General features: G+C 44.3%; 20 protein-coding genes. 13 read left to right on the top strand and 7 right to left on the bottom strand.

From position 1 onward, the window contains the following. Positions 1 to 15 precede the first annotated feature (15 nt). From K3G25_RS15655 to K3G25_RS15665, 3 genes are read left to right on the top strand one after another with little or no spacing between them, the layout of a single operon-like run. Complete coding sequence (locus tag K3G25_RS15655; protein WP_167409191.1) at positions 16 to 1608, top strand: type I restriction-modification system subunit M; 1593 nt, start codon at positions 16 to 18, stop codon at positions 1606 to 1608. Then, positions 1598 to 2833 (top strand): restriction endonuclease subunit S, encoded by a 1236-nt coding sequence (locus K3G25_RS15660; protein ID WP_232489391.1) that lies wholly within the window; start codon positions 1598 to 1600, stop codon positions 2831 to 2833. Before K3G25_RS15655 ends, K3G25_RS15660 begins: the two co-directional genes overlap by 11 nt. Positions 2834 to 2854: 21 nt before the next feature. Beyond that, positions 2855 to 6013, top strand: a complete 3159-nt coding sequence (locus K3G25_RS15665) for a type I restriction endonuclease subunit R (protein WP_232489392.1) — start codon at positions 2855 to 2857, stop codon at positions 6011 to 6013. 95 nt (positions 6014 to 6108) lie between these two features. Here K3G25_RS15665 and K3G25_RS15670 read toward each other — a convergent pair whose 3' ends face one another. After that, positions 6109 to 8598, bottom strand: a complete 2490-nt coding sequence (locus K3G25_RS15670) for a tetratricopeptide repeat protein (RefSeq protein WP_232489393.1) — start codon at positions 8596 to 8598, stop codon at positions 6109 to 6111. Positions 8599 to 8798: 200 nt separating this feature from the next. Between K3G25_RS15670 and gutB the strand changes: the two genes are divergently transcribed. The 8 genes from gutB to K3G25_RS15710 all read left to right on the top strand — a co-directional run bounded on the left by gutB (position 8799) and on the right by K3G25_RS15710 (position 16593). Continuing rightward, positions 8799 to 9860 (top strand): sorbitol dehydrogenase, encoded by a 1062-nt coding sequence (gene gutB / locus K3G25_RS15675; RefSeq protein WP_182072378.1) that lies wholly within the window; start codon positions 8799 to 8801, stop codon positions 9858 to 9860. A gap of 73 nt (positions 9861 to 9933) precedes the next feature. After that, a complete protein-coding gene (locus tag K3G25_RS15680; protein WP_020861281.1) occupies positions 9934 to 11310 on the top strand; it encodes an MFS transporter in 1377 nt (458 codons plus the stop codon). A 101-nt stretch (positions 11311 to 11411) separates the two neighbouring features. Then, positions 11412 to 12374: a carbohydrate kinase family protein gene (locus K3G25_RS15685; protein WP_182072380.1), complete on the top strand. Its 963-nt coding sequence runs from the start codon at positions 11412 to 11414 to the stop codon at positions 12372 to 12374. 232 nt (positions 12375 to 12606) lie between these two features. Continuing rightward, positions 12607 to 12924, top strand: coding sequence for a YjdJ family protein (locus K3G25_RS15690; protein WP_053285262.1), 318 nt, complete (start codon positions 12607 to 12609; stop codon positions 12922 to 12924). Between the two features lie 114 nt (positions 12925 to 13038). Then, a complete protein-coding gene (locus K3G25_RS15695) occupies positions 13039 to 13725 on the top strand; it encodes a PspA/IM30 family protein (protein WP_053285261.1) in 687 nt (228 codons plus the stop codon). A gap of 50 nt (positions 13726 to 13775) precedes the next feature. Further along, positions 13776 to 14801 (top strand): TFIIB-type zinc ribbon-containing protein, encoded by a 1026-nt coding sequence (locus K3G25_RS15700; RefSeq protein WP_017419002.1) that lies wholly within the window; start codon positions 13776 to 13778, stop codon positions 14799 to 14801. Continuing rightward, entirely contained in the window at positions 14801 to 15562 is a 762-nt protein-coding gene (locus K3G25_RS15705) for a TPM domain-containing protein (RefSeq protein ID WP_014417077.1), read from the top strand. Before K3G25_RS15700 ends, K3G25_RS15705 begins: the two co-directional genes overlap by 1 nt. A 26-nt stretch (positions 15563 to 15588) precedes the next feature. Then, positions 15589 to 16593 (top strand): SPFH domain-containing protein, encoded by a 1005-nt coding sequence (locus tag K3G25_RS15710; RefSeq protein ID WP_014417078.1) that lies wholly within the window; start codon positions 15589 to 15591, stop codon positions 16591 to 16593. Positions 16594 to 16635: 42 nt separating this feature from the next. On the opposite strand, the gene K3G25_RS15715 is transcribed toward K3G25_RS15710, so the two are convergent. From K3G25_RS15715 to K3G25_RS15730, 4 genes are all read right to left on the bottom strand, one after another. Next, positions 16636 to 18567 (bottom strand): acyltransferase family protein, encoded by a 1932-nt coding sequence (locus tag K3G25_RS15715; RefSeq protein WP_022552693.1) that lies wholly within the window; start codon positions 18565 to 18567, stop codon positions 16636 to 16638. A gap of 271 nt (positions 18568 to 18838) precedes the next feature. Beyond that, positions 18839 to 19699, bottom strand: a complete 861-nt coding sequence (rsiV, locus tag K3G25_RS15720) for an anti-sigma-V factor RsiV (RefSeq protein WP_014417080.1) — start codon at positions 19697 to 19699, stop codon at positions 18839 to 18841. After that, on the bottom strand, positions 19699 to 20196 hold the full coding sequence (locus K3G25_RS15725) for an RNA polymerase sigma factor SigV (protein WP_182072382.1): 498 nt from the start codon (positions 20194 to 20196) through the stop codon (positions 19699 to 19701). Before K3G25_RS15725 ends, rsiV begins: the two co-directional genes overlap by 1 nt. 188 nt (positions 20197 to 20384) lie before the next feature. Beyond that, positions 20385 to 21425 (bottom strand): 2,3-butanediol dehydrogenase, encoded by a 1041-nt coding sequence (locus K3G25_RS15730; RefSeq protein WP_007408876.1) that lies wholly within the window; start codon positions 21423 to 21425, stop codon positions 20385 to 20387. A gap of 363 nt (positions 21426 to 21788) precedes the next feature. Between K3G25_RS15730 and K3G25_RS15735 the strand changes: the two genes are divergently transcribed. Beyond that, complete coding sequence (locus K3G25_RS15735; protein WP_014417081.1) at positions 21789 to 22157, top strand: cell wall metabolism protein WalM; 369 nt, start codon at positions 21789 to 21791, stop codon at positions 22155 to 22157. Positions 22158 to 22222: 65 nt separating this feature from the next. Then, positions 22223 to 23269, top strand: coding sequence for a TolB family protein (locus K3G25_RS15740; protein ID WP_012116984.1), 1047 nt, complete (start codon positions 22223 to 22225; stop codon positions 23267 to 23269). A gap of 30 nt (positions 23270 to 23299) precedes the next feature. On the opposite strand, the gene K3G25_RS15745 is transcribed toward K3G25_RS15740, so the two are convergent. Then, on the bottom strand, positions 23300 to 23458 hold the full coding sequence (locus tag K3G25_RS15745; RefSeq protein WP_021495202.1) for a hypothetical protein: 159 nt from the start codon (positions 23456 to 23458) through the stop codon (positions 23300 to 23302). 98 nt (positions 23459 to 23556) lie between these two features. Then, positions 23557 to 23766 (bottom strand): cold-shock protein, encoded by a 210-nt coding sequence (locus tag K3G25_RS15750; protein ID WP_007408879.1) that lies wholly within the window; start codon positions 23764 to 23766, stop codon positions 23557 to 23559. Positions 23767 to 23848 lie beyond the last annotated feature (82 nt).

The raw sequence follows: 23848 nt of genomic DNA on the forward strand, positions 1-23848 counted from the left end.
GTGAGGAACACAACTATGGCTGAATTACACTCAAAATTATTTAGTGCCGCAGACAACTTGCGAAGCAAAATGGATGCATCAGAGTATAAAAACTACTTATTAGGATTGATCTTTTATAAATACTTATCTGATAAGTTATTAGAAAAAGTCGTTGAAATCGCAGATGAATCGCTAGAAGAATACTACACTCAAGAAAAACAAACGCAGTTGTACCGGGATTTATTAGCGGATGAAGAGATCAAAAATGATTTGATCGAGACGTTAGTCGATACATTAGGTTATGATATTGCGCCGAAGCATTTATTCAATGTATTAGCCAATCAAGCGAAACAAAATACGTTTCAGCTGAATGATTTGAATAAGGCATTTATCGATTTGTCTACGAAATATGACCAATTCAACGGGTTGTTTGACGATGTAGATTTGACATCAAAAAAACTGGGATCAGATGACCAACAGCGAAACATTACGATTACTGAAGTATTGAAGAAACTAAATGATGTCAATGTAATCGGTCATGATGGGGATGTCATTGGGGATGCCTATGAGTACTTAATTGGCCAATTTGCCTCAGAAGCTGGTAAGAAAGCGGGAGAATTTTACACACCTCATCAAGTATCTGACATGATGGCGCGTATTGCCGCAATCGGTCAAGAAGACAAAAAATTGTTTAGCGTATTTGACCCCACGATGGGATCTGGTTCTCTAATGTTGAATATTCGAAACTATATTCATTATCCAGATAGTGTGAAATATCATGGGCAAGAACTAAACACAACAACTTTTAATCTAGCGAAGATGAACTTAATTTTGCATGGTGTGAATAAAGAAGATATGCGTTTACGCAATGGGGATACATTGAACAAAGATTGGCCGACAGATGAGCCATATACCTTTGATTCTGTTCTTATGAATCCGCCTTACTCTGCAAAATGGTCTGCAGATGCTACATTCTTAGATGATTCACGTTTCAATCGTTACGGAAAGTTAGCGCCAAAATCAAAAGCCGACTTTGCTTTTCTTTTACATGGGTTCTACCATTTGAAAGATTCGGGAACGATGGCCATCGTCTTACCCCATGGGGTTCTGTTCCGTGGTGCGGCAGAAGGTGTGATTCGCAAGAAATTATTAGAAGATGGCAGCATTGATGCCGTGATTGGTATGCCAGCAAACTTATTCTTTGGCACATCGATCCCAACAACAGTCATCATCTTGAAGAAAAATCGCAGCACTCGTGATGTGTTATTTATTGATGCAAGTAAAGAGTTTATAAAAGGAAAGAACCAAAATAAACTTTCTAAAGAACATATTGATAGGATTGTCGAAACGTATAAGAAGCGAGAAGACGTTGAGAAATATGCCCACGTTGCAACATTCGAGGAAATCAAAGAGAATGATTTCAATTTGAACATCCCTCGATATGTCGATACGTTTGAAGAAGAAGAACCTGTGGATATGGCTGCAATTGGCTCGAAAATCAAAGATATTCGAAAAGAAAAAGCGGAACTAGAAGCTAGCTTGTATGACATGGTTTCTTCATTGCAATATGATGAAGAAAATGCAGAGTGGATCAAGGGTGCGTTAGAGGTGTTTCATCGTGGAGAATAAACGAGTGCCAGAAGTGAGGTTTGAGGGGTTTAGTGGAAAGTGGGAAAAACATAAGTTATCGGATATTAAAGATGTACGTGATGGAACACATGATTCACCAAAGTACTACAATAAAGGATTCCCATTAGTTACTTCGAAAAATTTAAAAGAAAATGGTTTGGATATGACTGATGTTTCACTTATTTCTGAAGAAGATTTTCAAGCTATCAATAAAAGATCCAAAGTTGACATTGGGGACGTTATTTTTGGGATGATTGGTACAATAGGTAATCCTGTTATAGTTGATAGAACAGGTTTTGCAATTAAAAATGTGGCCCTTATTAAACATGGGGGTGAAATTAGAAATGAGTATCTAATTCAACTATTGAGATCACCAATATTCAAAAAATATATACGAAATGAGAACGCAGGAAATACTCAGAAATTTTTAGGCTTGAGTAAGATTAGAGATTATCAATTTTTATCACCTTCTTATCAAGAACAAACCCAAATCGGCACCTTCTTCAAGCAACTAGACGACACGATCACGCTTCATCAGCAAGAACTAAGCACCCTCAAACAAGCAAAACAGGGATTCTTGCAAAAAATGTTTCCAAAAGAAGGGGAGTCTATGCCGGAGGTTCGTTTCTCAGGTTTTACTGGCGATTGGGAACAGCGTAAACTTCGTGAAATGTTGGCAGAGCCTGTTACTGATGGACCTCATGAAACTCCCAAACTTGAAGAGAGTGGAATCCCATTTATCTCAGTTGATGCAATCGTTGATAATCAGATTGATTTTGACAGAAAACGTGGATATATTTCTGAAGAGATTGATGAGTTGTACTCTAAAAAGTACAGACCTCAATATCATGATGTCTTCTTGGTTAAGTCAGGTTCAACTGTGGGTAAGACGGCAATCGTTGAAACTAAAGAGCGTTTTAATATTTGGTCTCCATTAGCTGCCATGCGCGTTGGTGAAGTGTCTGATCCGTACTTTTTGTATTTCTTATTGCAAACAAGAAAGATGCAAAACCAAGTAAAAGATAAAGCATCTAGCGGTACTCAGCCAAATTTAGGTATGCGAGAACTTGAAAAATTCCATACACAAATCACCCCTAATCTTGAGGAACAAAAGAAAATCGGTGCCTTTTTCCAGCAACTCGACAATCTCATCACCCTTCATCAGCGTGAATTAGAAGCCTTGAAAAAAACGAAAAAAGCATTTCTACAAAAGATGTTTGTGTAACGAATAAAGAGGGGGAGAATCATGGCAACGATCCAGCATAAAGATGAAGCAGAGGTAGAGCGCCGCCTGATTGAAGTGTTAGGTGAAGGGTATAATCAGTGGAATTATCGTCCTGATTTGAAATCTGAAGAAGACCTGTGGGAGAACTTGCGTCAAAAGATTACGCAAAATAACTTATCAGAAATTGGGGAACATCCAATGACTGATAAGGAATTTGACACAATAAAGACAGAGTTATTATCGAAAACACAGACCCCCTTTGATGCTGCTAAATGGCTCAAAGGGGAAAATGGAATTGCTCGAATTACGATTGAACGTGAAGATGTTTCATTGGGTTCCATGTCGTTGGTGCTGTATTCCAATCAAGATATTGGAGGCGGCATCTCTACATACGAAGTCGTTCACCAGATAGCGAAACAAAAAGCAAACGGTGATGGTCGAAATCGGCGATTTGACGTGACACTTCTCATTAATGGATTGCCCATTGTTCAAATTGAGTTAAAACAGGACAGTGCAAAAGACGGCGTATTCCAAGCCTATCATCAAATCAAGAAATACGCAGAAGAAGGAATGTTTCGAAACAATATCTTTTCCACCCTGCAGTTATTTGTCATTTCCAACGAACAAACGACTCGCTATTTTGCCAATGCGCTTCCAAAAGATATGCATAAGAAATTGATCTTTAGCTGGCGGACAACGGATAATCGAAAAGTAGAAAATCTCTATGAGTTTGTGAAACAAGTGTTAAACATTCCAGATGCACACCGCTTGATTGCCAATTATACAATTGTGAGTGAAGACCAAGACAACAAAGCTCTAGTGGTGTTAAAACCGTATCAAATTCATGCCATAGAAGCCTTGTTTACGTCCGCCATGAGGCATCAATCCGGCTTTGTTTGGCATGCGACCGGTTCAGGAAAAACGTTGACAAGTTTTGTGTCTACGAAGTTATTGGCTCGCAAACCAGGTGTAGACCGTACCATTATGCTGATTGACCGAAAAGACTTAGATAATCAAACGACGACAGAATTCACCAAATTTGCTTCCGAATTTAATACTGGTATTTCTTCTGGTGATGCAATATCGAATAGCTTGATTGTCGGAACTGGAAGTGCGAAGGAGTTAAGTGATACTCTACTGTCTGATGCCAATTCCAATACAGTGATTATTACCACTCGTCAAAAACTAGAAGCTGCCTTGCGCTATGCCCAAAGGCAAGAGGAGCAAAAAGGTACTCAGCGCTTTAAGAAACTGCTGGGACAACATATTGTCTTTGTCGTGGATGAATGCCATCGTGCGTTAAGTGCAGAAGGCATGGAAGTCATTAAGGGGTTCTTTCCAAATTCGACTTGGTTTGGATTTACAGGGACACCGATATTTAATGAAAATAAAAAACAAGCTAAAGGCCGATTAGCTCGCACCACCCGTGACCAATATGGAGACGTATTGCACACGTACACCATTAAGAATGCGTTAGACGATGGTGCTGTTTTAGGGTTTCAAGTAGAGCATGAAGATACAATTGACCCCACTTCATTAAATAATCATATTTTCGAACAGCTGCGTCATCAAGAAAAATACGCCAATTGTAGTGATGATGAAATCAACGATATGATTGATCGAATGGATGGAATCGAAAAAGAAGCATACCTTGAACCATCTTCGTTCGAGAATGATGAACATATTCAAAAAGTCATTCATAAGATTTTCAGGCCGGATAATGCCTATATCAAATTTGATTTTCAAAACGGCCGACCGCAAAAATCAGCTATTTTAACAACAAGTTCCATTGATATGGCGAAACGTTACTATCAGGCCATTAAAGAAATGACGAAAGATACAAATTGGCTGACAAAAGAGTTTGCGGGACACCCGATCCGAACAGGGCGTACAATTGAAGATCCTGACTTTCCTCGGATTGCGATTACGTATTCAATGCAAGAAAACGAGGAAGATTCCAAACAAACTCACGATGAAATGAAGGAGATCATCAAGGATTATAACGATTACTATCACACGGCATGGTCGCTAGAAGATATTGAACGATATAACGGCGATATTAATAATCGCTTGGCTCGTAAAAAAGGGGAATTCAAAGAATTTGGGAAACAAATTGATCTTGTCATTGTAGTCGATCGGTTATTGACAGGTTTCGATGCACCAACGATTCAAACGTTATTTGTCGATCGAAATTTAAGTTATGCCAATTTGATTCAAGCCTTTTCCAGAACCAATCGTACGTATCCAGGAAAGACAAAAGGATTAATTGTGACATTCCGTAAACCTTTTACAATGGAACAAAACGTAAAGAATGCGACGAAGTTATATTCTCATGCACAGGAGGAATCTAGTCTTGTTTATCCAACGTATGATGAATCGAAGAAACGTTTTAAGAAGGCCCACAAAGTCCTAACTACGTTAATTCCCAATCCAATCGATATTGATGAGCACACATCTCTTGAAACCCGAATTGAGTTCGTAAAAGCATTTCAAGAGCTAAACAATTCTTACGAAGCGTTAGTTACATATGATGACTACAACGATGATATGGAGAAATCAGCAGCACTTCAAGAACAGGTGAAAACACTAGAAGAATATATTGGTATCTATCACACGATTAAAGGTTCACTTATAGATGAAGAGCGCCAAGATGGACCGGAGCTGGACTTTTCGGACATTGAATTCTATGGAGAAAACGCAGTGAAGATCTATGATATTGATTCAACGTATATTGATCGACTATTAGAAACATACTCGGCCAATAACCAGAATATCCGTGATGAGATCGAAAGCGCACTTCAAAAACTGGAGAAATCAGACATTGTTAAAGATGTATACCGTGAGATGTTAAATGCCATTGATACGAAAAACGTAGATGAAGAGGAAGATATTCTTGTAGTGAAAAGACGCTTCTTCACGAAAAAACGCAGCCAAGCAGTTAGGGAATTTGCGAATACTTGGTTTGTGGAAGAGGATGAGCTGCATTTATCTGCAGTTCAATATGTGATAGGGGCAGATCCTATTCCGAATATCGGGGGAATCATCAATAGCAAGCAATTTGATCAGTATAAAGCCGTACATCCAGATGCAAAACCTTTGAAATACGGACCAGAGTTGAAGCGTCAGTGGAGAAAGACGTTAGATGAAGTCATTGTACCTTTGGATGACGAGCTGAGATAAAGTCTATATAGGCCAACTACTGCGAATCTTGAGTTGGCCTATTCTGTTTATTATAAAGAAACATCATGTGGTTGATGACAGAACTACTATGCGTACTAGTCGTTTTCTTTAATCACCTTTTTCAATCTCTCAACCTCACCCCGAATCCCAATCCCAGGCTCCCACGAATCAATCAAACGAATCGCCTTTTGATTCGATTCCATCGCTTTCGTTTTCTCTCCTTTACGATACAACAGCTGTGCCATTCCGTAATAATAGTAGATCAACTCAACTTGATTGGCGTTGTGTTTGTCATAGAGCATTTGTTCAAAGGCTTTTTCCGCTTTTTCGAGTTGATCACACTTTACGTAAGCCATGCCCAGGTTGAAATAGGCTTCTATTGTTTTTTCGCCGCCGTATGCGGCGCTGGTTGTGTTTGCCGCTTCGTATAATGTGATGGCTTCTTCGTAGTGAGAGCGGGCGAAACTCAGGTCACCGCGAACCAGAAGAACCCTGTGCCGGATAATGGGGGAGACGGGCTGATCTTTGATGCCGTCCAGCATTGCTGCCGCTTTTTCCGGTTCTCCGATTTTTAACAGCAGCCTCGATTGCAGGGCGGTTCCCCATACTTTCAAGTCGTCGTGATCCGGCGCGTCTGATTGTTCGAGTATCTTCAGGCCGGCTTCTATTTGCCTGAGAGCTCCGTCTGAATCGTTGACTTCCATCAGCGCCCAGCCTGCCGTGTCGATCCGAAAGTAAGCTTCCCGCGAGTGTTCGCCTGATTGATGGGCGGCACCGGCGGCTTTTAATCCGTATTCGATTCGCAGGGGCAGGTTGATTCTGCTTAGAAAATGGCTGATGCGGATGATGAGTTTGATCAGGATGTCATGTTGTCCGGTTTCGCTCGACCATTCGATGACTTTTAGGATGTTCGGCCATTCCTTTTTCATTTGCTCTAAATTCCGTCCCAGCAGGTAGCTCCAATAGATAGAATTGGGCTGTTCCCGCTTTATATGGGTTTCCGCATAATCAATATAATAATGCGCCCAGCGGCTGCGGGCTTCTTTTGCAAATTCGTGATTTTCGGATAAGTGCTGTTCTCCGTAAGCGACAACGGTTTGATGGGCAGCGTATTGAATACTTCCTTCGCTTCGTTCCGGCTGTATTAAAGCATATGACCGCATTTGCTCAATCGCGTAATGAAACCGCCGGACGTCTAATCCGGCCGCTTGAGCCAAGCTTTTTTCATCAGGGGGCTTAGCGAAAAAGCAAAGCGTCTGCCATAGTTTTCGTGTGTCATCATGACATCTGTCCCATGTGCGGCCAAAGAGAACCTCAAACAATTCCAATAATGAGTAGCCTGCTTGTTTAAGCTCTTGTATGAGCTGGGGAGCGGGGATGTCGTCGTCTGACATGTATGCAATGCTGAGTGCCATCGCCTTCGGATTGCCGGCGGCTGCCGAGATGAATTCATTCTTAAGGTCAGGCGATAGCTGCAACAGCTGCTCCAGCTTTTCCCGTTTATGCGGGAGGTTGCATGTTTGCAGACAGCGGTGCACTTCTTGATGGAAAAATTCAAGGGCATCCGTTTGTTCAAGGCCGCTCAGCTGGATGGCCGCCAGTTCCCCGAGGCCGTCCCGGTATGTCTGTTTTACGTTTTCCCGTGCCGTAAGAAGGACTTTTACGCCTTGCGGAAGGCCGATGATAAATTCGTGAATGTCACGTTCCGCTGTATCAATGCTGTCAACGATCAGCAATACTGGTTTTTCGTTTGAATGAGCGGCTAATGCATTGCGGACGACGAACCGTTTTTCGTTGATTGATTTGTCGATTTGTTCTGTGCGTCCGAGCTGATAGGCGATCGTGTTTAAAAAATCGCTGAAGCTCAATCCTTTCCAATCCGCACTGATCCAGATGATGCTGTTGAATGCCGGCCAATCTGGTGAACCGCCGGCACAAAGGTAGGCAGCTTCAAGAGCGATCGTTGTTTTCCCCATGCCGGCCCAGCCCGTGATTAAACAGACCGGTGACGGAGACAGCATCCATTGCCGGATTGCTTCCATATCAAAGCCGCGTCCGATAAAGTTCCCGGTCCGGCGTGACGGTAAGTTATGCGTAACGGACTTTCTTGTAAGCGCATTCGTTTCATGGCTTGGTCTGTCATGAAACAGCCGCTTTACTGCTTTTTCAACATCTTCATCACTCGGCGCTCCGAATGATCCGTCTTTCCGGAGTATTTTTGCTTTTTTTAGACAAGACGCCGTCCAAACGGGCAATGCGGGTTTGATGACGGGAATGGTGGTGGTTTCCAGAAGGCCGGTCAGCCATTCAGGATCCATGTCAGTCTTTTCTATAATGATCCAGATCATGCCGAACAGCTTTCCGTCGTCAATTCGTCCGGGAATGTAGTTTGCGCCCATCTGTCCGATCCAGCTTTTGATCGTGTTAGAGGAAACGCCTATTCGGAGTGTGATTTGATCTATATAAGACTGTCCGGATTTTACGTTCTTTGTCCTTTTAATTTTGAAATCAGGATGATGTTTCAGCGATTTGACGGCAGGTGCCAGCAGTTCTGCAAATTGTGTCCGGTTTTCAAGTTCAGCCATAAGCCTGCACCTCCTATTAGTACTATTTTATCAATTCAGTGTTTTTTGTATATGAAAAAATAAAAAGTACAGTGCGGCTGTCCTTTTATACAGCAGGAAAGGCTGTTGAACGTCTTGAAAAGCAGATAAAATAGGGGCAGTAATAGAGAAAACAAAAATGTATGCACTTACATTTCAAAGCAGAGAAAGGATTTTGCCAAATGACTCACACAGTGCCTCAAAACATGAAAGCGGCGGTTATGCACAACACAAGAGAAATCAAAATCGAAACATTGCCCGTGCCTGACATCAATCATGATGAAGTGTTGATTAAGGTGATGGCTGTCGGAATTTGCGGATCTGATCTGCATTACTATACAAATGGCAGAATAGGCAATTATGTAGTGGAAAAACCATTTATCCTCGGTCATGAATGCGCGGGAGAAATTGCCGCCATCGGATCGTCTGTCGATCAATTTAAAATAGGAGACCGGGTCGCTGTCGAACCCGGTGTCACATGCGGACGCTGTGAGGCGTGTAAGGAGGGGCGTTATAACCTTTGCCCGGATGTACAGTTTTTGGCGACACCGCCGGTTGACGGCGCGTTTGTCCAATATATCAAAATGCGCCAGGACTTTGTTTTCTCGATTCCGGATTCACTATCCGATGAAGATGCGGCTTTGATTGAACCGTTTTCTGTCGGCATTCATGCGGCCTCGAGAACGAAGCTTCAGCCCGGTTCAACGGTTGCGATCATGGGAATGGGCCCTGTGGGGCTGATGGCCGTTGCGGCAGCGAAAGCATACGGGGCAGGCACAATTATTGTGACCGACTTGGAGCCGCTGCGGTTAGAAGCTGCGAAAAAAATGGGAGCGACGCATGTCATCAATGTCCGGGAACAGGATGCCGGTGAAGAAATCAAAACGATCACGAATGGCAGAGGCGTTGATGCTGCTTGGGAAACAGCGGGGAATCCGGCGGCATTGCAATCCGCACTGGCTTCCGTGCGCCGGGGCGGAAAACTGGCTATTGTCGGTTTGCCTTCTCAGAACGAGATTCCGCTCAATGTGCCGTTTATTGCGGATAACGAGATTGATATTTACGGAATCTTCCGTTATGCGAATACGTATCCGAAGGGAATTGAATTTCTCGCTTCCGGCATAGTGGACACGAAGCACCTTATAACGGACCAATATCCGCTGGAGAAGACGCAAGAGGCGATGGAACGGGCCTTTCAATACAAAAATGAATGCTTAAAAGTGATGGTGTATCCAAATCGCTGAGTGAACGGGGAGGATCTTTGCATTCTCCCTCTTGCTTATCAAAAATGAAAACGGATTCTTGGGGTGGGAAATGATGATTGAAACAGAAAAAGCAGCGGCAGTAAAGACGAAATATCGCGGCCTGTCCTGGATGGAACGGATCGGCTACGGATTCGGCGATATGTCGTACAATATTATCTTTCAGTTTGTAAACGCATACTTATTATTCTACTATACAGACGTCGGCGGCATTAAGCCTGCGGTCATCGCAGCTTTGTTTCTTATCGTAAGGGTGCTGGATGCTATTTTTGACCCGATTATGGGCGTGATTTTAGACAAGACGAATACAAGATGGGGAAAGGCAAGGCCGTATCTTTTGTGGGTGGCGTTTCCTTTTGCGCTATTCACATTCTTATGTTTCACGACGCCTCATTTCGGCGAGACGGGGAACATGGTTTATGCGTACATCACTTATATTCTGCTTGGGATGTCCTTCAGCATGCAGACGATTCCGGTCAACAGCTTAACGGGGCGGATGACGAATTCCGTGGAGGAACGGACGGTTCTGACGACGACCCGGATGATTTTGGTTTATATCGGAATTCTGTTATCGATTTCCTGTGCGACACCGCTTGCAGATCTGATCGGCGGGAAAGATCAGGCGTTTGGATTCCAGATGACGGCGCTTATCTATGCGGCGGTGAGCATCGCGTTGAATCTGTTCAGTTTCTTTACTGTGCGGGAACGGATTCAGCCTGAAAAAAGAAAAAAACAAGGAATGAAAAAGACGTTGTCTGTTTTGTTCCGAAACAAGCCTTTGCTCATTTTGGTTTCTGCATTTTTGGCGTTTGCGATTGGGTTTAACATTAAGCTCAGCACGATGGTGTACTATTTTACGTATAACGTCAGCCATAAGGAATTTGTGTTTTTAGGAACCGTGTTGTTTTTCGGCGCAGCGCTGATCAGCAATCTGTTTATTCCTTTCTTTTCTGAGAAGCGGGGCCGGAAGCAGGTTATGATCATCACGGCGGCGCTATCGCTGATTTCTTATGCGGGCCTTCAGTTTACATCGTATTCTTCGCTGCCGCTTATTTTCTTTTGGCTTTTCGTTTCGGGATTTTTTACGACGCCTTTAAATACGCTTGCTTGGGGAATGGTTGCCGATTGTGTCGATTATGCAGAATGGAAAACCGGAGTCCGGGCTGATGGCGTGGTGATTTCGAGCATGAGTTTCATCAATAAGCTCGGAGTTGCGCTAGCCGGGTCATTTTCGGCCGTTTATCTCGGAATCGCCGGATATGCCGCGAATACCGATCAGACGGCCTCGTCATTGAATGCGATTAAAAATATGAATGCGCTCATCCCGGGATTGTTCATTCTGCTGTCTATTATTCTTATTTCTTTTTATCCTTTAACTGAAAAAAAATATCAGCAGATGATGTCTGATCTGGAGCAAAGAGCTGCAAGATGAGTATACGTAAAATTTAAAATATTCTATGTAAACGGTTGTATTTATGACAGAAAGCACTATACTGAAACTATAATCGAGAATTGATAAATGAGTGTGATAATGTGGGAAGCCAATCTGTTATTTGTATTGGAGAATTGTTAATTGATTTCTTTTGTACCGATGTGGATGTTGATTTGACGGAAGGGCGTAATTTCTTAAAAAGTGCCGGCGGGGCACCGGCGAATGTGTCGGCAGCCATTGCTAAGCTGGGCGGAGACGCCGCTTTCAGCGGAAAAACAGGCAAAGATCCGTTCGGGTATTTTCTGAAGCAGACATTGGACGCTGTACACGTCGATACCTCTATGCTGGTGATGGATGAGAAAGCGCCTACAACGCTTGCGTTTGTTTCATTAAAACAAAATGGGGAGCGCGACTTTGTGTTTAACAGAGGAGCGGACGCTTTGTTTACGCTGGATGATATTGATCTGGAAAAGGTAAACGATGCGAAAATCCTTCATTTCGGATCAGCGACAGCATTGTTATCTGATCCGTTTTGCTCAGCCTATTTACGGCTGATGTCGATTGCGAAAGACAATGGACAGTTTATTTCCTTCGATCCTAACTACCGTGAGGATTTATGGAAAGGAAGAGTTTCAGAGTTTATAAACACCGCAAAAAAAGCCGTTGCCGTAAGTGATTTTGTGAAAGTCAGTGACGAAGAGCTTGAGATCATCAGCGGTGCGAAGGATCATAAAGAAGGTGTTGCGGTTCTTCATGAGATCGGAGCCGGCATTGTGGCGGTGACACTCGGGAAAAGCGGGACCCTTCTTTCAAATGGGAAGCATCTTGACATCATTCCGAGCATTCCGGTGACATCAATAGACTCAACGGGAGCGGGAGATGCGTTTGTCGGTGCGGCGCTGTATCAGCTGGCGCGCACCGATGAGATTCAGACGGCAGCCGATGATTTTGCGAAGCTGCGTGATATTGTCTCATTTGCCAATAAGGTGGGGGCGCTCGTATGCACCAAAATCGGTGCGATCGATGCTTTGCCGAGCTTAAAAGAGGTTGAAGTATCACTGTAAAGTATGGAGGATGTTTCTTGAAAGTCATCGAACTTCGGGAAGCATCCTCTTTATTTAGGTCTGAAACCCATTACGATATACGGTATACTTTAGAAAGGCATCCAGTAAATTGAACCGCTGTGAAGTACATACAATCACGTTTTTATCAGTTCTGAGTAAAACCAAGTTTCTGCTGCTGCCGTCATGTATAGTGTGACGGCCTATGATATTGAACCGCGGAGGAATGTTTTTCATGAAACATGTTTTTTTTATTGTGCAATGCGCGTTTTCTGTTTTTTGTTTTCTTTGTCTCGCCGCTGTCAATTGGTATCAGGGGAGTGAGCTTGTTTCTGATTCGTTTGATTGGAATTATACGGCTAAATTCTCAAAGCTTTTGAATGGGACGGATACGATTACAAGTCCGGAACAGATTTCGCAGCTGGATTTCTTTGTGTATGCGGCGAAGCATTATCCGTTAGTGAGCGGGTTGATGATCGGGCTGTTTGTTTATTTTTTGTTCTCACTGTATCTGGTCATAAAGAATTTCCGCCGGCACAAATGGGCTGAATGAGACTATTTTCATATAAAAATACATAAATTCAAGAGAAAATGAAACTTTTTTTGAAAAAAACAGTATATATAACTGTGAACTTGTTACTATTTAATTTTGGGAGGAAAATGAAAAATGAGTATTTTAGGAAGATTTAAAGACATCATGTCAAGCAATATCAATGCGTTGCTGGATAAAGCTGAAAACCCTGAAAAAATGGTTGATCAATATTTGCGGAATCTGAACAGTGATTTAGGAAAAGTGAAAGCGGAGACGGCTTCTGTCATGGCTGAGGAACAGCGGGCGAAAAGAGCGTTAACAGAATGCCAGGCTGATGCCGAAAAGATGGAAAATTATGCGATGAAAGCGTTGCAGGCCGGCAATGAAGCTGATGCGCGGGCATTTTTGGAAAGGAAAGCGGCTGTTGAATCAAGACTGACCGAGCTGCAGACGGCTTATCAGCTCGCTTCATCCAACGCGTCTCAAATGCGCAAAATGCATGACAAGCTTGTCGCTGATATCGGAGAGCTTGAGTCGCGCCGAAATGCCATCAAAGCGAAGTGGTCTGTGGCAAAAACGCAGGAGAGAATGAACAAATTGGGGTCCTCTGTGTCAAATGCGGGCCAATCGCTGACAGCTTTCGGCAGAATGGAAGACAAGGTCAACCAAGCGCTTGATCACGCCAATGCGATGGCTGAGCTGAACGCGTCTCCGAAAGACGATATTGACGAGCTGGCGGCTAAATATGACAGCAATCAAAGCAGTGTCGATGATGAATTGGCGGCGCTCAAGCAGAAAATGCTTTTCAGTAAAGATCAATAGACAGCGGGCTGCAGCTTTGTCCGATATAAAGAGAAAGTGAGAGAAACAGAATGATCATTTCTTATAAATGCCCGAACTGCGGCGATGATATGGTCTTTGACAGTTCATCCGGCATGCTGACATGTCACAGCTGCGGGCGGCAGGATCAGATTGAGAGCCTGCCAAAAGAGTATATAACGACGAGATTTTCCGAAAATGAGGCGAACGAGTACCGCTGTGAGAATTGCGGCGCGGTATTAATGACTGAGGCGGAAACGACGGCCACGACGTGCGGGTTTTGCGGAGGAGCCGCCGTTCTCGCCGACCGATTATCGGGAAATCTCGCGCCTTCGATGGTGATCCCTTTTACGATCAGTAAAGAAGAGGCCATGAGCGCTTTTAAAAAGTGGTGCCGAAACGGCCGTCTGACACCGAAAGGATTTATGTCTGCCGACCGGGTGAAGAGCATAACCGGCATGTACGTGCCGTTTTGGATGTTTGATTTAAACAGCAAGGTTCAGGTCAATGCCGTTTGTACGAGAGTGCATCACTATGATGATGGAGAATACCGGGTGACGGAGACCGAGTATTACAACGCGTACCGCGATATCAATCTTGATTATCTCAAAATTCCGGTCGACGCTTCAGAAAAAATGAATGATGAATTAATGGACAAATTGGAACCTTACTCATACAGTGAGCTGAAGGAGTTTAATACGGCCTATTTAGCGGGATATATAGCGGAAAAGTACAATTATACCGATGACGATCTCTTTCCGCGGGCGAAGGATAAAATCAGCCATTATATTGATTCTTATATCAGATCCACCTTCTCCGGATATACGACGGCTGACATTACGGATGAGCAGATTCAGACCGATAAAATCAGCAGCTTTTACGTACTGCTTCCGGTCTGGATGGTCAGCTACGACTATGAGCGGGCTGAACACATTTTTGCGATGAACGGGCAGACGGGCAAGGTTGTCGGCAAACCGCCGATCAGTGCCGGAAAAGTGGCCGCGTGGTTCGGCGGCATAACCGCCGGTGCGTTTGTAGCATTAAGACTCGTCTCACTTATGATAGGAGGCGGTTTTTGATGAAAGTATCGATAAAAAAAGCGTGTCTCTTCTGCTTCGTCCTTTTTCTGATGCTGTCTTTTTCTTTACATACATCGGCGTCTGCCGCGGAACAGAAGCAATATGTTTACGACAATGCTCATTTATTAACGAAGGATGAAACGAAGAAACTTGAGGAATTGGCCGGGAAGCTGGGGGCAAAGCGCCATACCGATTTTATCATTCTTACCGCAAACGGAACGGGCGGTAAGGACATCGAGCAGTACGCCGGTGATTTTTATGACAGTCATTTTAGCGGAAGTACGGCGATATTGACCATTGATATGAAAAATCGGGAAGTATTTATCTCCGGATATAAAAAGGCGGAGACGTATTTGAATAACAGCCGGCTGAATACGATCAGGAATACGATCTCGTCAGATATTTCCGCAGGCCATTATGAAAAGGCGTTTCAGACCTACATCAAGATGGCTTATAAAGATATGGGGAAAAGCCCGGACGACAAGTCTGACAATCTGCTGCTCACATGGTGGTTTCAGCTCATTATTGCCGCAGCCGCGGCCGGAATCGCCGTCACCGTGATGGTGTACAATTCCGGCGGCAAGGTCACCGTCACCGGCAGCACGTATATGGATCACGATACGTCTGAAGTGCTGAGCCAGCACGACACATATATCCGAACCGACGTTACAAGAGAAAAAAAGCCTGATAAAGATAATGACAATGACGGCGGAGTCACGAGGGGCGGCACGAGTTACAGCGGAAGCAAGGGAAGTTTTTAAATTATATGTAAAGGATTTGAGCATACATGGGTTTTTTCAGAAATCAGTTAGCAAATGTGGTGGAATGGGAAGAATTCAGAGACGACATGGTTTTCTATAAATGGAATAACCGTGAAATTAAAAAAGGCAGCCGTCTGATCATCCGGCCGGGACAGGATGCCATCTTTTTATACAATGGGAAGATTGAAGGGATTTTCCGTGATGACGGCGATTATGATATCGAATCAGAAATCATTCCGTTTCTATCTACACTAAAAGGGTTTAAGTTTGGCTTTAACAGCGGCATGCGGGCGGAAGTGCTGTTTGTGAATACGAAGGAGTTCACCGTGAAATGGGGCACAAAAAACGCCATCAACATTCCGGCGGCAGGTATGCCGGGCGGTATGCCGATCCGCGCAAACGGCACATTTAACTTCAAGGTCATTGACTACATCGGATTGATTGATAAGATTGCGGGTGTCAAAGACAGCTATTTAGTGGAGGACATTAAAATCCGGATTACGTCTATTCTCGATCAGCTTTTGATGAAATGGATCACCAGAGAAGGAAAAGACATGTTCAATCTGCAGTCGAATTCCTTTGAAATCGGAAAAGGGATTCAAGAAGATCTTGATATGCAGCTGATCGGAGACGGCATGTCGATTACGGGCTTCAATATTATGAGCTTTAACTATCCGCAGGAAGTTCAGGATATGATTACGAAAAACGCTTCTTACGGCATGGTGGGCGATGTGAACCGCTATCAGCAGATTTCCATGACGGACGGAATGTCATCCGGCAAAATGAACGGAAGCGGCGCCGCCTCAGACATGGCGGGCATGATGATGGGAATGAATGTGGCAAATCAAATGATGAACCAAATGAACCAAAATCAGCAGAACCAGCCGCAGCAAGATCAAAGTCAGCAGAATCAGGGGACGGCACCGGCGAACGGCTCGGAAGGAGCGGATAAGCCGAAATTCTGTCCGAACTGCGGAACGAAAACGGAAGGCGCGAATTTTTGCCCGAATTGCGGACAGAAGCTTGCCTGACGATATACGAAAAAGAGGCCTTTTTGGGGCCTCTTTTTTTTGTCATGATTTCATCGTTTGAACGATGAGGGATGTCAGCGCTTTAGAACCCTCAGGTATGAGATGGACGCCGTCCGGTGTGAAGTATTCAGGGTGCTGCAATGCTTTTGCGTGCCAATCGACAAGCGTCACATTTTTCCGTGACTCGGCCTGCCGGCGCAATGATTCGTTTACTTTGCTTTCCCACTGCCGCGGCACACGTGTGTTGACAAGATAGATATCGGCTTTTGAAAAGGAGCTGATCAGTGATTCAATTTGGCTGTTTGTGAAATAGCCGTTCGTCCCTAACTCGATGATGACCGCTTTGTTCGGCTGATTAAATGACGCATATTCCGAAGTGAGCCGGAGTGCTTGAGAGACTTGTCTTCCTACCTTTCCGTCGATGGTGACATGAGGGAGGGACTGCCGCAGGTATGACGCAATGTCCAGCATCACCGAGTCACCGATGGCCAGCACGTCTTGCTGAGGCTGTGTTTGTTTTGAATCAGCCGTTTTTTGAGATGACCGTTCCTTTTTCTCTTCGTTTTTCTTTGTATTTGATTTGTCTGTTGGTTCTTTCTTGTTTTTGTCTGACGCGGTGTCCGTTTTTTCGCCGCCGTGTTTTTTCTTGCTGTCTTCTTCTTTTGCAGGCTGATCGTGATCGGCCGTTTTGTGCGAAGAGGCGGCGGTTTCTTGCTGATCATTTTGCGCGTACGTCCATTGCGGCTGTTTTTTCTCTTCGGCTATCCCTGACAGCCCGCCCGCAAATACGAGAATGGCGGCAAGAATAAGGCCGAGCGACATTCTGCTGATGACAGAGGACGTCTTCCATTCCAGAAAGCGGTTCAGAAACACGCGGCGTAAAAATGGCCGGAAGCCCGCAGTGCGGATCGGCTGTTCAATGAAATGGTAAGATAGCTCGGCAAGAATGAAAGTGGCGCCGATTCTGACGGCGCAGTGCCAATAAACCGGATTTCCGATTTCCTGTACGGGTGTGCTCAGTACGATAACCGGGTAATGCCAAAGATAGATTCCGTATGATCTCGTTCCGATCCAGCGAAGCGGCTTCCATGAAAGAACATGTCCCAAAAAGCTGCTCGGATGGCATAAACATGCGACAAGAACCGCTGCGGTGATGCTGATCAAAAGCATGCCGCCCTTGTACAGGAAGGGTTCATATTCATCCGTGTAAAAGACGCAAAGCAGCAGCGCGGCAAAAGCGGCAAGCTCCGTCCCGTGAAGCAGGTGTTTCATGCTGCTAGGCAGCCGTTTGGAAGATAATCGTTTCATCGGCCACACTAAAGCTAAAGCGCAGCCGATCAGCAATTCAAATGAGCGGGTATCCGTCCCGTAATAAACGCGGCTCGGATCTCCGCCGGGCACATACATCATACTCATCACGACTGCTGAACATAACGCGAGGAACATGACCGCGGCCGCAAGCCGGGCCCGTGTTTTACATATGTACATCCCCGCAAGCAGCAGGAAGGGCCATATGATATAAAACTGTTCTTCAATCGCCAGCGACCAAAGGTTTTTTAATGGCGAAGGGGAGCCGAAGCTGTCGAAATAAGAAAGTTTATGAAAGATAAACCACCAATTGCTTATGTAAAAAAGTGAGGAGACCGCATCTCCGCGTACGGTATGCAGGAGCTCGCTGTTAAACAATACGACCCAAATGACCGTCGTAATAATCATGAGATAAGCCGCCGGCAGAAGCCGCCTGATCCGGCGCACCCAAAAATCACGCAAATCAAGGGTGATGGCATTGCCTTGGGCAGGCAATATAATAGATGTAATTAAATACCCCGATAAAACAAAAAAGATATCAACACCGATGAAACCGCCGTCGGCCCAGTTAAAATTCAGATGATATGCGATAACTGCGAGGACGGCAAAGGCGCGAAGTCCATCCAGTCCGGGAATATAGCGGTGATGCAGTGACTTGTCTGACATGGTATTCCTCCAATAATGTGTGCGGAAATTCTCGCTGTTTTGCGGATGGCTATGGCAGATTTCTGTACAGTCTTCCATTTGTTCCGTTAATTAGACGCATTCGGAAGGGGATTTTGTTTCAGAAAAAATGAACGAAATGCTGTGATTTTCTTAAACTTTTCAGCCCCCATCCGGCGTCTGTTATATGAAAAGGGTCCCTTATGCATCTTGGCTGTTGCGGGACGAAAGAAAAAATCCATGATCTGCGGATATCATGGATTTTTTTCTTTCTTTATCTGATGTAGCGGTCTCCGACAAGCAGCTTGGAGATGACGGAGGTTGGTATTGTAAACTCTGTAACGCCCATATATCCGGGTGCTGCTTCATATTCGTCAAATGAGATGACAAGTTTGTGCTTATCTGTAATATAAAAATTCTGGTCGGCGCGGATGGCTTTAAAAGGCTCCGTCATATCATCATCTTCGACCCAGTATATTTTATTCGGATCTTCTTTCATCTGTTTTTTCATTTGTTCTTTAATATTTTGGCTGATGACTTTAATATAACGGTCATCTTTAAATAAGCTCTTTAACGTAAGTACGGCCTCATTCTTTTTATCAATCGTGATGTAACGGCTTTGTGTATAAGAGGAAGCTTGCGTTTTTTCGATATCACGTCGGATTGAGATCAGATCCGCTGTGTCAGTAACGGTTTCATAATCGCTGTAAATACTGAGGTGGCCTTTTTTGCTTTTTGAGGTCGCCTTCATAAATTCCTGATACAGCTTTTTGCTTTCTTTCATGTAATGCCGGTTGATGCTGTCTTCGAGTTTATGATCGGAAAGGCCGGACAGAGCGGGCGTTTTCACATCAATGCTTGATTGGTTCTTTTCTTCCTTCATCTCCGTGAATGTGATGGCTTGGACGACTTTGCCGATGACGGGGATTTTAGACATGGCTTGTGCGGCATCCGGATTGATATTGACAACGGCGGTAAATAAGACGGCCGCAGCGACTGCCGCGGATGTCGGCCACATCACGATTCGTTTTTTCTTCGGTTTTTGCCGAAGGGCTTTTTCGACAATGCTGTCCAGTTCCTTAGGAATGGGCACACTTTTATACTCTTCTCTTAATTGTTCTAATCTCTTTTCCATTAAGAAAGATCCTCCTTCGTCAGCTGAATGCGCATGAGCTTCAGCCCCCTGTAAAGGCGTGTTTTGACGGTGTTGATGTTTTCCCCCGTGATGTCCGCGATTTCTTCTAATTTCAGGTCTTCAAAGAAACGCAGAATGATAATGGTTTTATATTGATGCGGCAGGTCATCAAGCGCTTCGTGAAGGTCTGTGTCTTTGTAGCGATCTTCCTTTCCGCGGCTTAAAAACTCGATCGTTTCATCGTCCATCACTTTCAGTTTTTTCTGTTTGCGGAGAAAATCAATGGCCGTGCGCACTAAAATTTTATAAAACCAGCTTTTGATCACATCGGGGTTTTTGACGGATTCGACCGATGTCAGCGCTTTTTGAATTGATTCCTGAACAATATCTAACGCGTCATCCTTGTTCTTTACGTAACTGTACGCAAGCCGGTAAAAGTCTTCCTTGCGCTCAGTTATGCACGTCACAAGCGACGCTTTGGCTGTTTCGTTCTTCATTGCTTCAAAGGGCTCCTTTTTTAAAAATACGTATCATAGGCTGCTGCCTAAGGATAGACGGGACAGGGTAAAAAATAGTTTGCGCAGAGGGGATCATTTTTAAAAGGAAAAGGAAGGAAAGACGATGAGATGAAAAAAAGAGCCGGAACGGCTCTTTTTCGGATGTGTCTGATATTCAGCTGAACGGTTTAGTTCGGTTTGACTAAGATTTTCACTTGGTTTTTCTCTTTGATTAAAGCGCCGAAGCCTTCTTCAATCAGATCGTCGAGCACGATTTTTTTCGTGACGAGCTTATCTGCTGAGAAGTAGCCCTCTTTCATCAGTGCAAGAACGGAAGGGAAGATGTCACGGTATCCGATAATGCCTTTTACGGTCCGTTCTTTGATGACGATATCGTTCGGATGAATTTCCGCTCCTTTTTCCCAGATGCTGACGATAACCGTTTCACCGGCAATGTTTGTTGACTGGATCGCCTGGCGGAGAACGACAGGAACGCCTGTTACTTCATAAGAAACATCAACGCCGCCGTTTGTGCGTTTAGCGATTTCTTCAACGACATCGTCCGTTTTTGACGGATCAATGATGATAGCGCCGAGTTCTTTCGCTTTTTCCTGACGTTCCGGTGAAAGTTCAACCGCGTAAATATCTGTGGCGCCGGCCGCTTTCAGGGCTTCAATCACAAGCAGCCCGATCGGTCCGCAGCCAAAAACTGCCGCCTTGTCGCCCGCTTTTAATTTGCTTTGGCGGACGGCGTAAAGCGCTACCGCTGACGGCTCAACAAGCGCGCCCTGTTCGTAAGAAAGCTCTTCAGGAAGCTTAAACAGCAATTCTTCGTCAACGGATACATATTCAGAAAATCCGCCGCCTCCTCCGGCTAAGCCTAAGAATCCCATTTGTTCATCAAGGTTATAGGCTCCCTGATGTCCGTGTGTGGCAAAAATCGGTTCCACGACGACACGGTCGCCGACGCTGTAATTTTTGACGCCTTCGCCCACTTCAACGACTTCTCCTGAGAATTCGTGACCCATCGTGACGGGCGCCATTTCGTTTGTTAACGGATGAGGTTTGCCGACCGGAATAAAGATCGGGCCTCCCAAATATTCATGAAGGTCGCTTCCGCAAATCCCGCACCATTTGACTTTAATTTTGACTTTACCCGGTTCTGCTTTAGGTTCATCAATGTTTTCGATTCGAATGTCTTTTTGATTGTGCCATCTTGCCGCTTTCATTGATTATCACTCCTAGTCTGATTGAAACGAGTATAGGTACATGATCAATATGAACCACGGTTAAAAGGAATAAAGTGCCTGCTTCCTAAAGCCTGATTTCTCAAAATATATCATATTATGCAACTATCAATAGGCCTTATAAAAAGTCCATATTGAATGCAGAAATACTCTATGAATATTATAACGCTAATGAATTAAATTTTGTAGTATAATTTACCATGGAATTATATAGAACAGGAAATTGTGCCGTCGTTATGTGCATGTCTCATCACGTTGTAATGAACATGTAAAGTGATTGAAATATTATAATCGTCTTTCTGGTGTATAATTTTGCCTAGAATAAAGAATCAGGAGGACGAAAGCTTGAAGAAGTTATTCTTAGCCTTATTGATTTTAGCAGGAAGCACGCTGGGAGCGATCAGTTACTCTTCTGATGCAAGTGCTAAAAAAGTGAACGGAAATATTACATGGTATAATGGAGTCGGTAAAAAAGGATCTTCCGGTAAAAAACTGGGACACTGGGATTGCGCGACAAAATTAGGATTTGACGTTCCGAGAAACGGAACGAAAATCAGAGCTTATGCCAAAGCAAAACCGAAAAAGGTTATCACCGTATACAAAAATGATGTAGGCCGTATGCCGAATGCCGTATTGGATGTCAGCCCGAAAGCGTTCAAAGCGCTTGGATATCCATTAAGCAAAGGAAGAGTATCCGGACACTACAGCTATTAAAATAGACCATCTTAAAAAGCAAGGACACTGATTCTTGCTTTTTCTGATTGACGGAGAGATTGATAATGAAGAAGAAACGATGGATCTGGATGTTGCTGGCCGCCGTTTTGGCGGCGGCGGTCATCGCGGCCGTTTTACTGATTAAAGGAAAAAGCGACGGCGGCGGGAAAGCCGTTGTCTCCGGCGGTCATGACAAGCTGCTTGTTTCCATTACAGACAAAGATCTGATGACGAAATATTACGAGGACGGCCGCGTGCTGTACGAGGAAAAGCTTTCGGCATATCCGGCGTTTGCGCTGGATGATGCCCATCAGGTGCTCTATTTTGTCGGGAATAATGACCAAAATGAGATGCGTCTGTATAAGCTTGATCTGAAGACGAAAAAGAAGACGGTGCTTTATAAAGGAACGGCAAGCGCTGACAGTCTGTTTTTATCAAAGGATCTGACGCACATTTATTTCCGTCTCGGAAAAGCGGATGAAGATATTTTCCGTCTCGCATCTTTTGATTTGAAAACGAAACGTTATGAAAATCTGTATCCCGCCGCCGATGAGAAAGACGACAGTGTAAGCAGCTTCTTTTATAACCGCAGCCAAAACGATTTTGCGCTTCTGCATTATTCCGTAAAAGAGGATTATCAAAAAACGGATGAGGCAAATGAGAAGGGGATTGACCCTGAACCGACGAATATCCGGTTTGCGGCAGGAGCGGGCGAACACCTTCAGGATCTGACAAACCTTGAACAGTTTATCAGCGACGTGGCGGTGTCACCGGACGGAAAGAACCTTGTCTTTACATCTTATACCCAAAAAGGGACGGAACAAAAAGCGTCCATCCGTCTGATGAATGTCAAAACGAAAAAAGATGAAACGATTATCTCAAACGGGAAGGACTTCGCTCCGCTGATTGATGCCCAGCCTCAGTTTTCTAAAGACGGCAGCATCATTTATTTCATGGCGGAAGCAAAAGGCGCTAAGCGTCTGAAGGATGAAACGGGGCGGAATGCGAAGGTCCGGACCATTTATGCTTATCATTTGGATACGAAAAAATGCGAAAAAGTCTGGGAAAATGACAACGGCATTATCAACAGTTTTTCCGTCATCCAATCATGAAAAAAACACTCAGCGCCCGCTGGGTGTTTTTTAATGAACAAAGCTGGCTGCGGCTGAGGCGAGCCATTTGAAAAAACGGAGAATCGGAACGGCAAAATGAAGCGTTTCGATGAATGACTGTGCGGCAAGGTTCATTTTCCGCCGTTTTGCCAATTCCTTCAGATCTTTCTGCTGCCGATCGTTTTTCATGTTCATTGCTCCTTTGCATCATAAAAGGACATGATAACGCAAAGGCCTCTCATGAGACATGGAGGCCTTCTCTATGTTGAGACTCGTAAAAGGGAGGTCTAACTTGATGCCGTTTGATTATTGTTTTGGAGATTTACCAACGAACGGACGCCGTCGATCATTTTACTGCCGCAAAGGGGGCAAGTCGGGGTATCACTGCCGGCAAAATTCTTTCTGCTCCAGCCGATACAGTCCTCTTTTGTGCATTCCCACGTACTGACATCTTCTTTAGGCAGCGGTTCCTGATTACGTTTGTTGTAGTAAGACATAAAGTCACTTCTTCCCTTATGAATTTTCGTGCACTCCTTCATTGTCTCATACTTTTCCCTAATCTCCTAATTCCTTTTTCTA

Origin of the sequence: Bacillus sp. FCW2 (assembly GCF_021228595.1) — a bacterium.
Classification (GTDB): domain Bacteria; phylum Bacillota; class Bacilli; order Bacillales; family Bacillaceae; genus Bacillus; species Bacillus velezensis.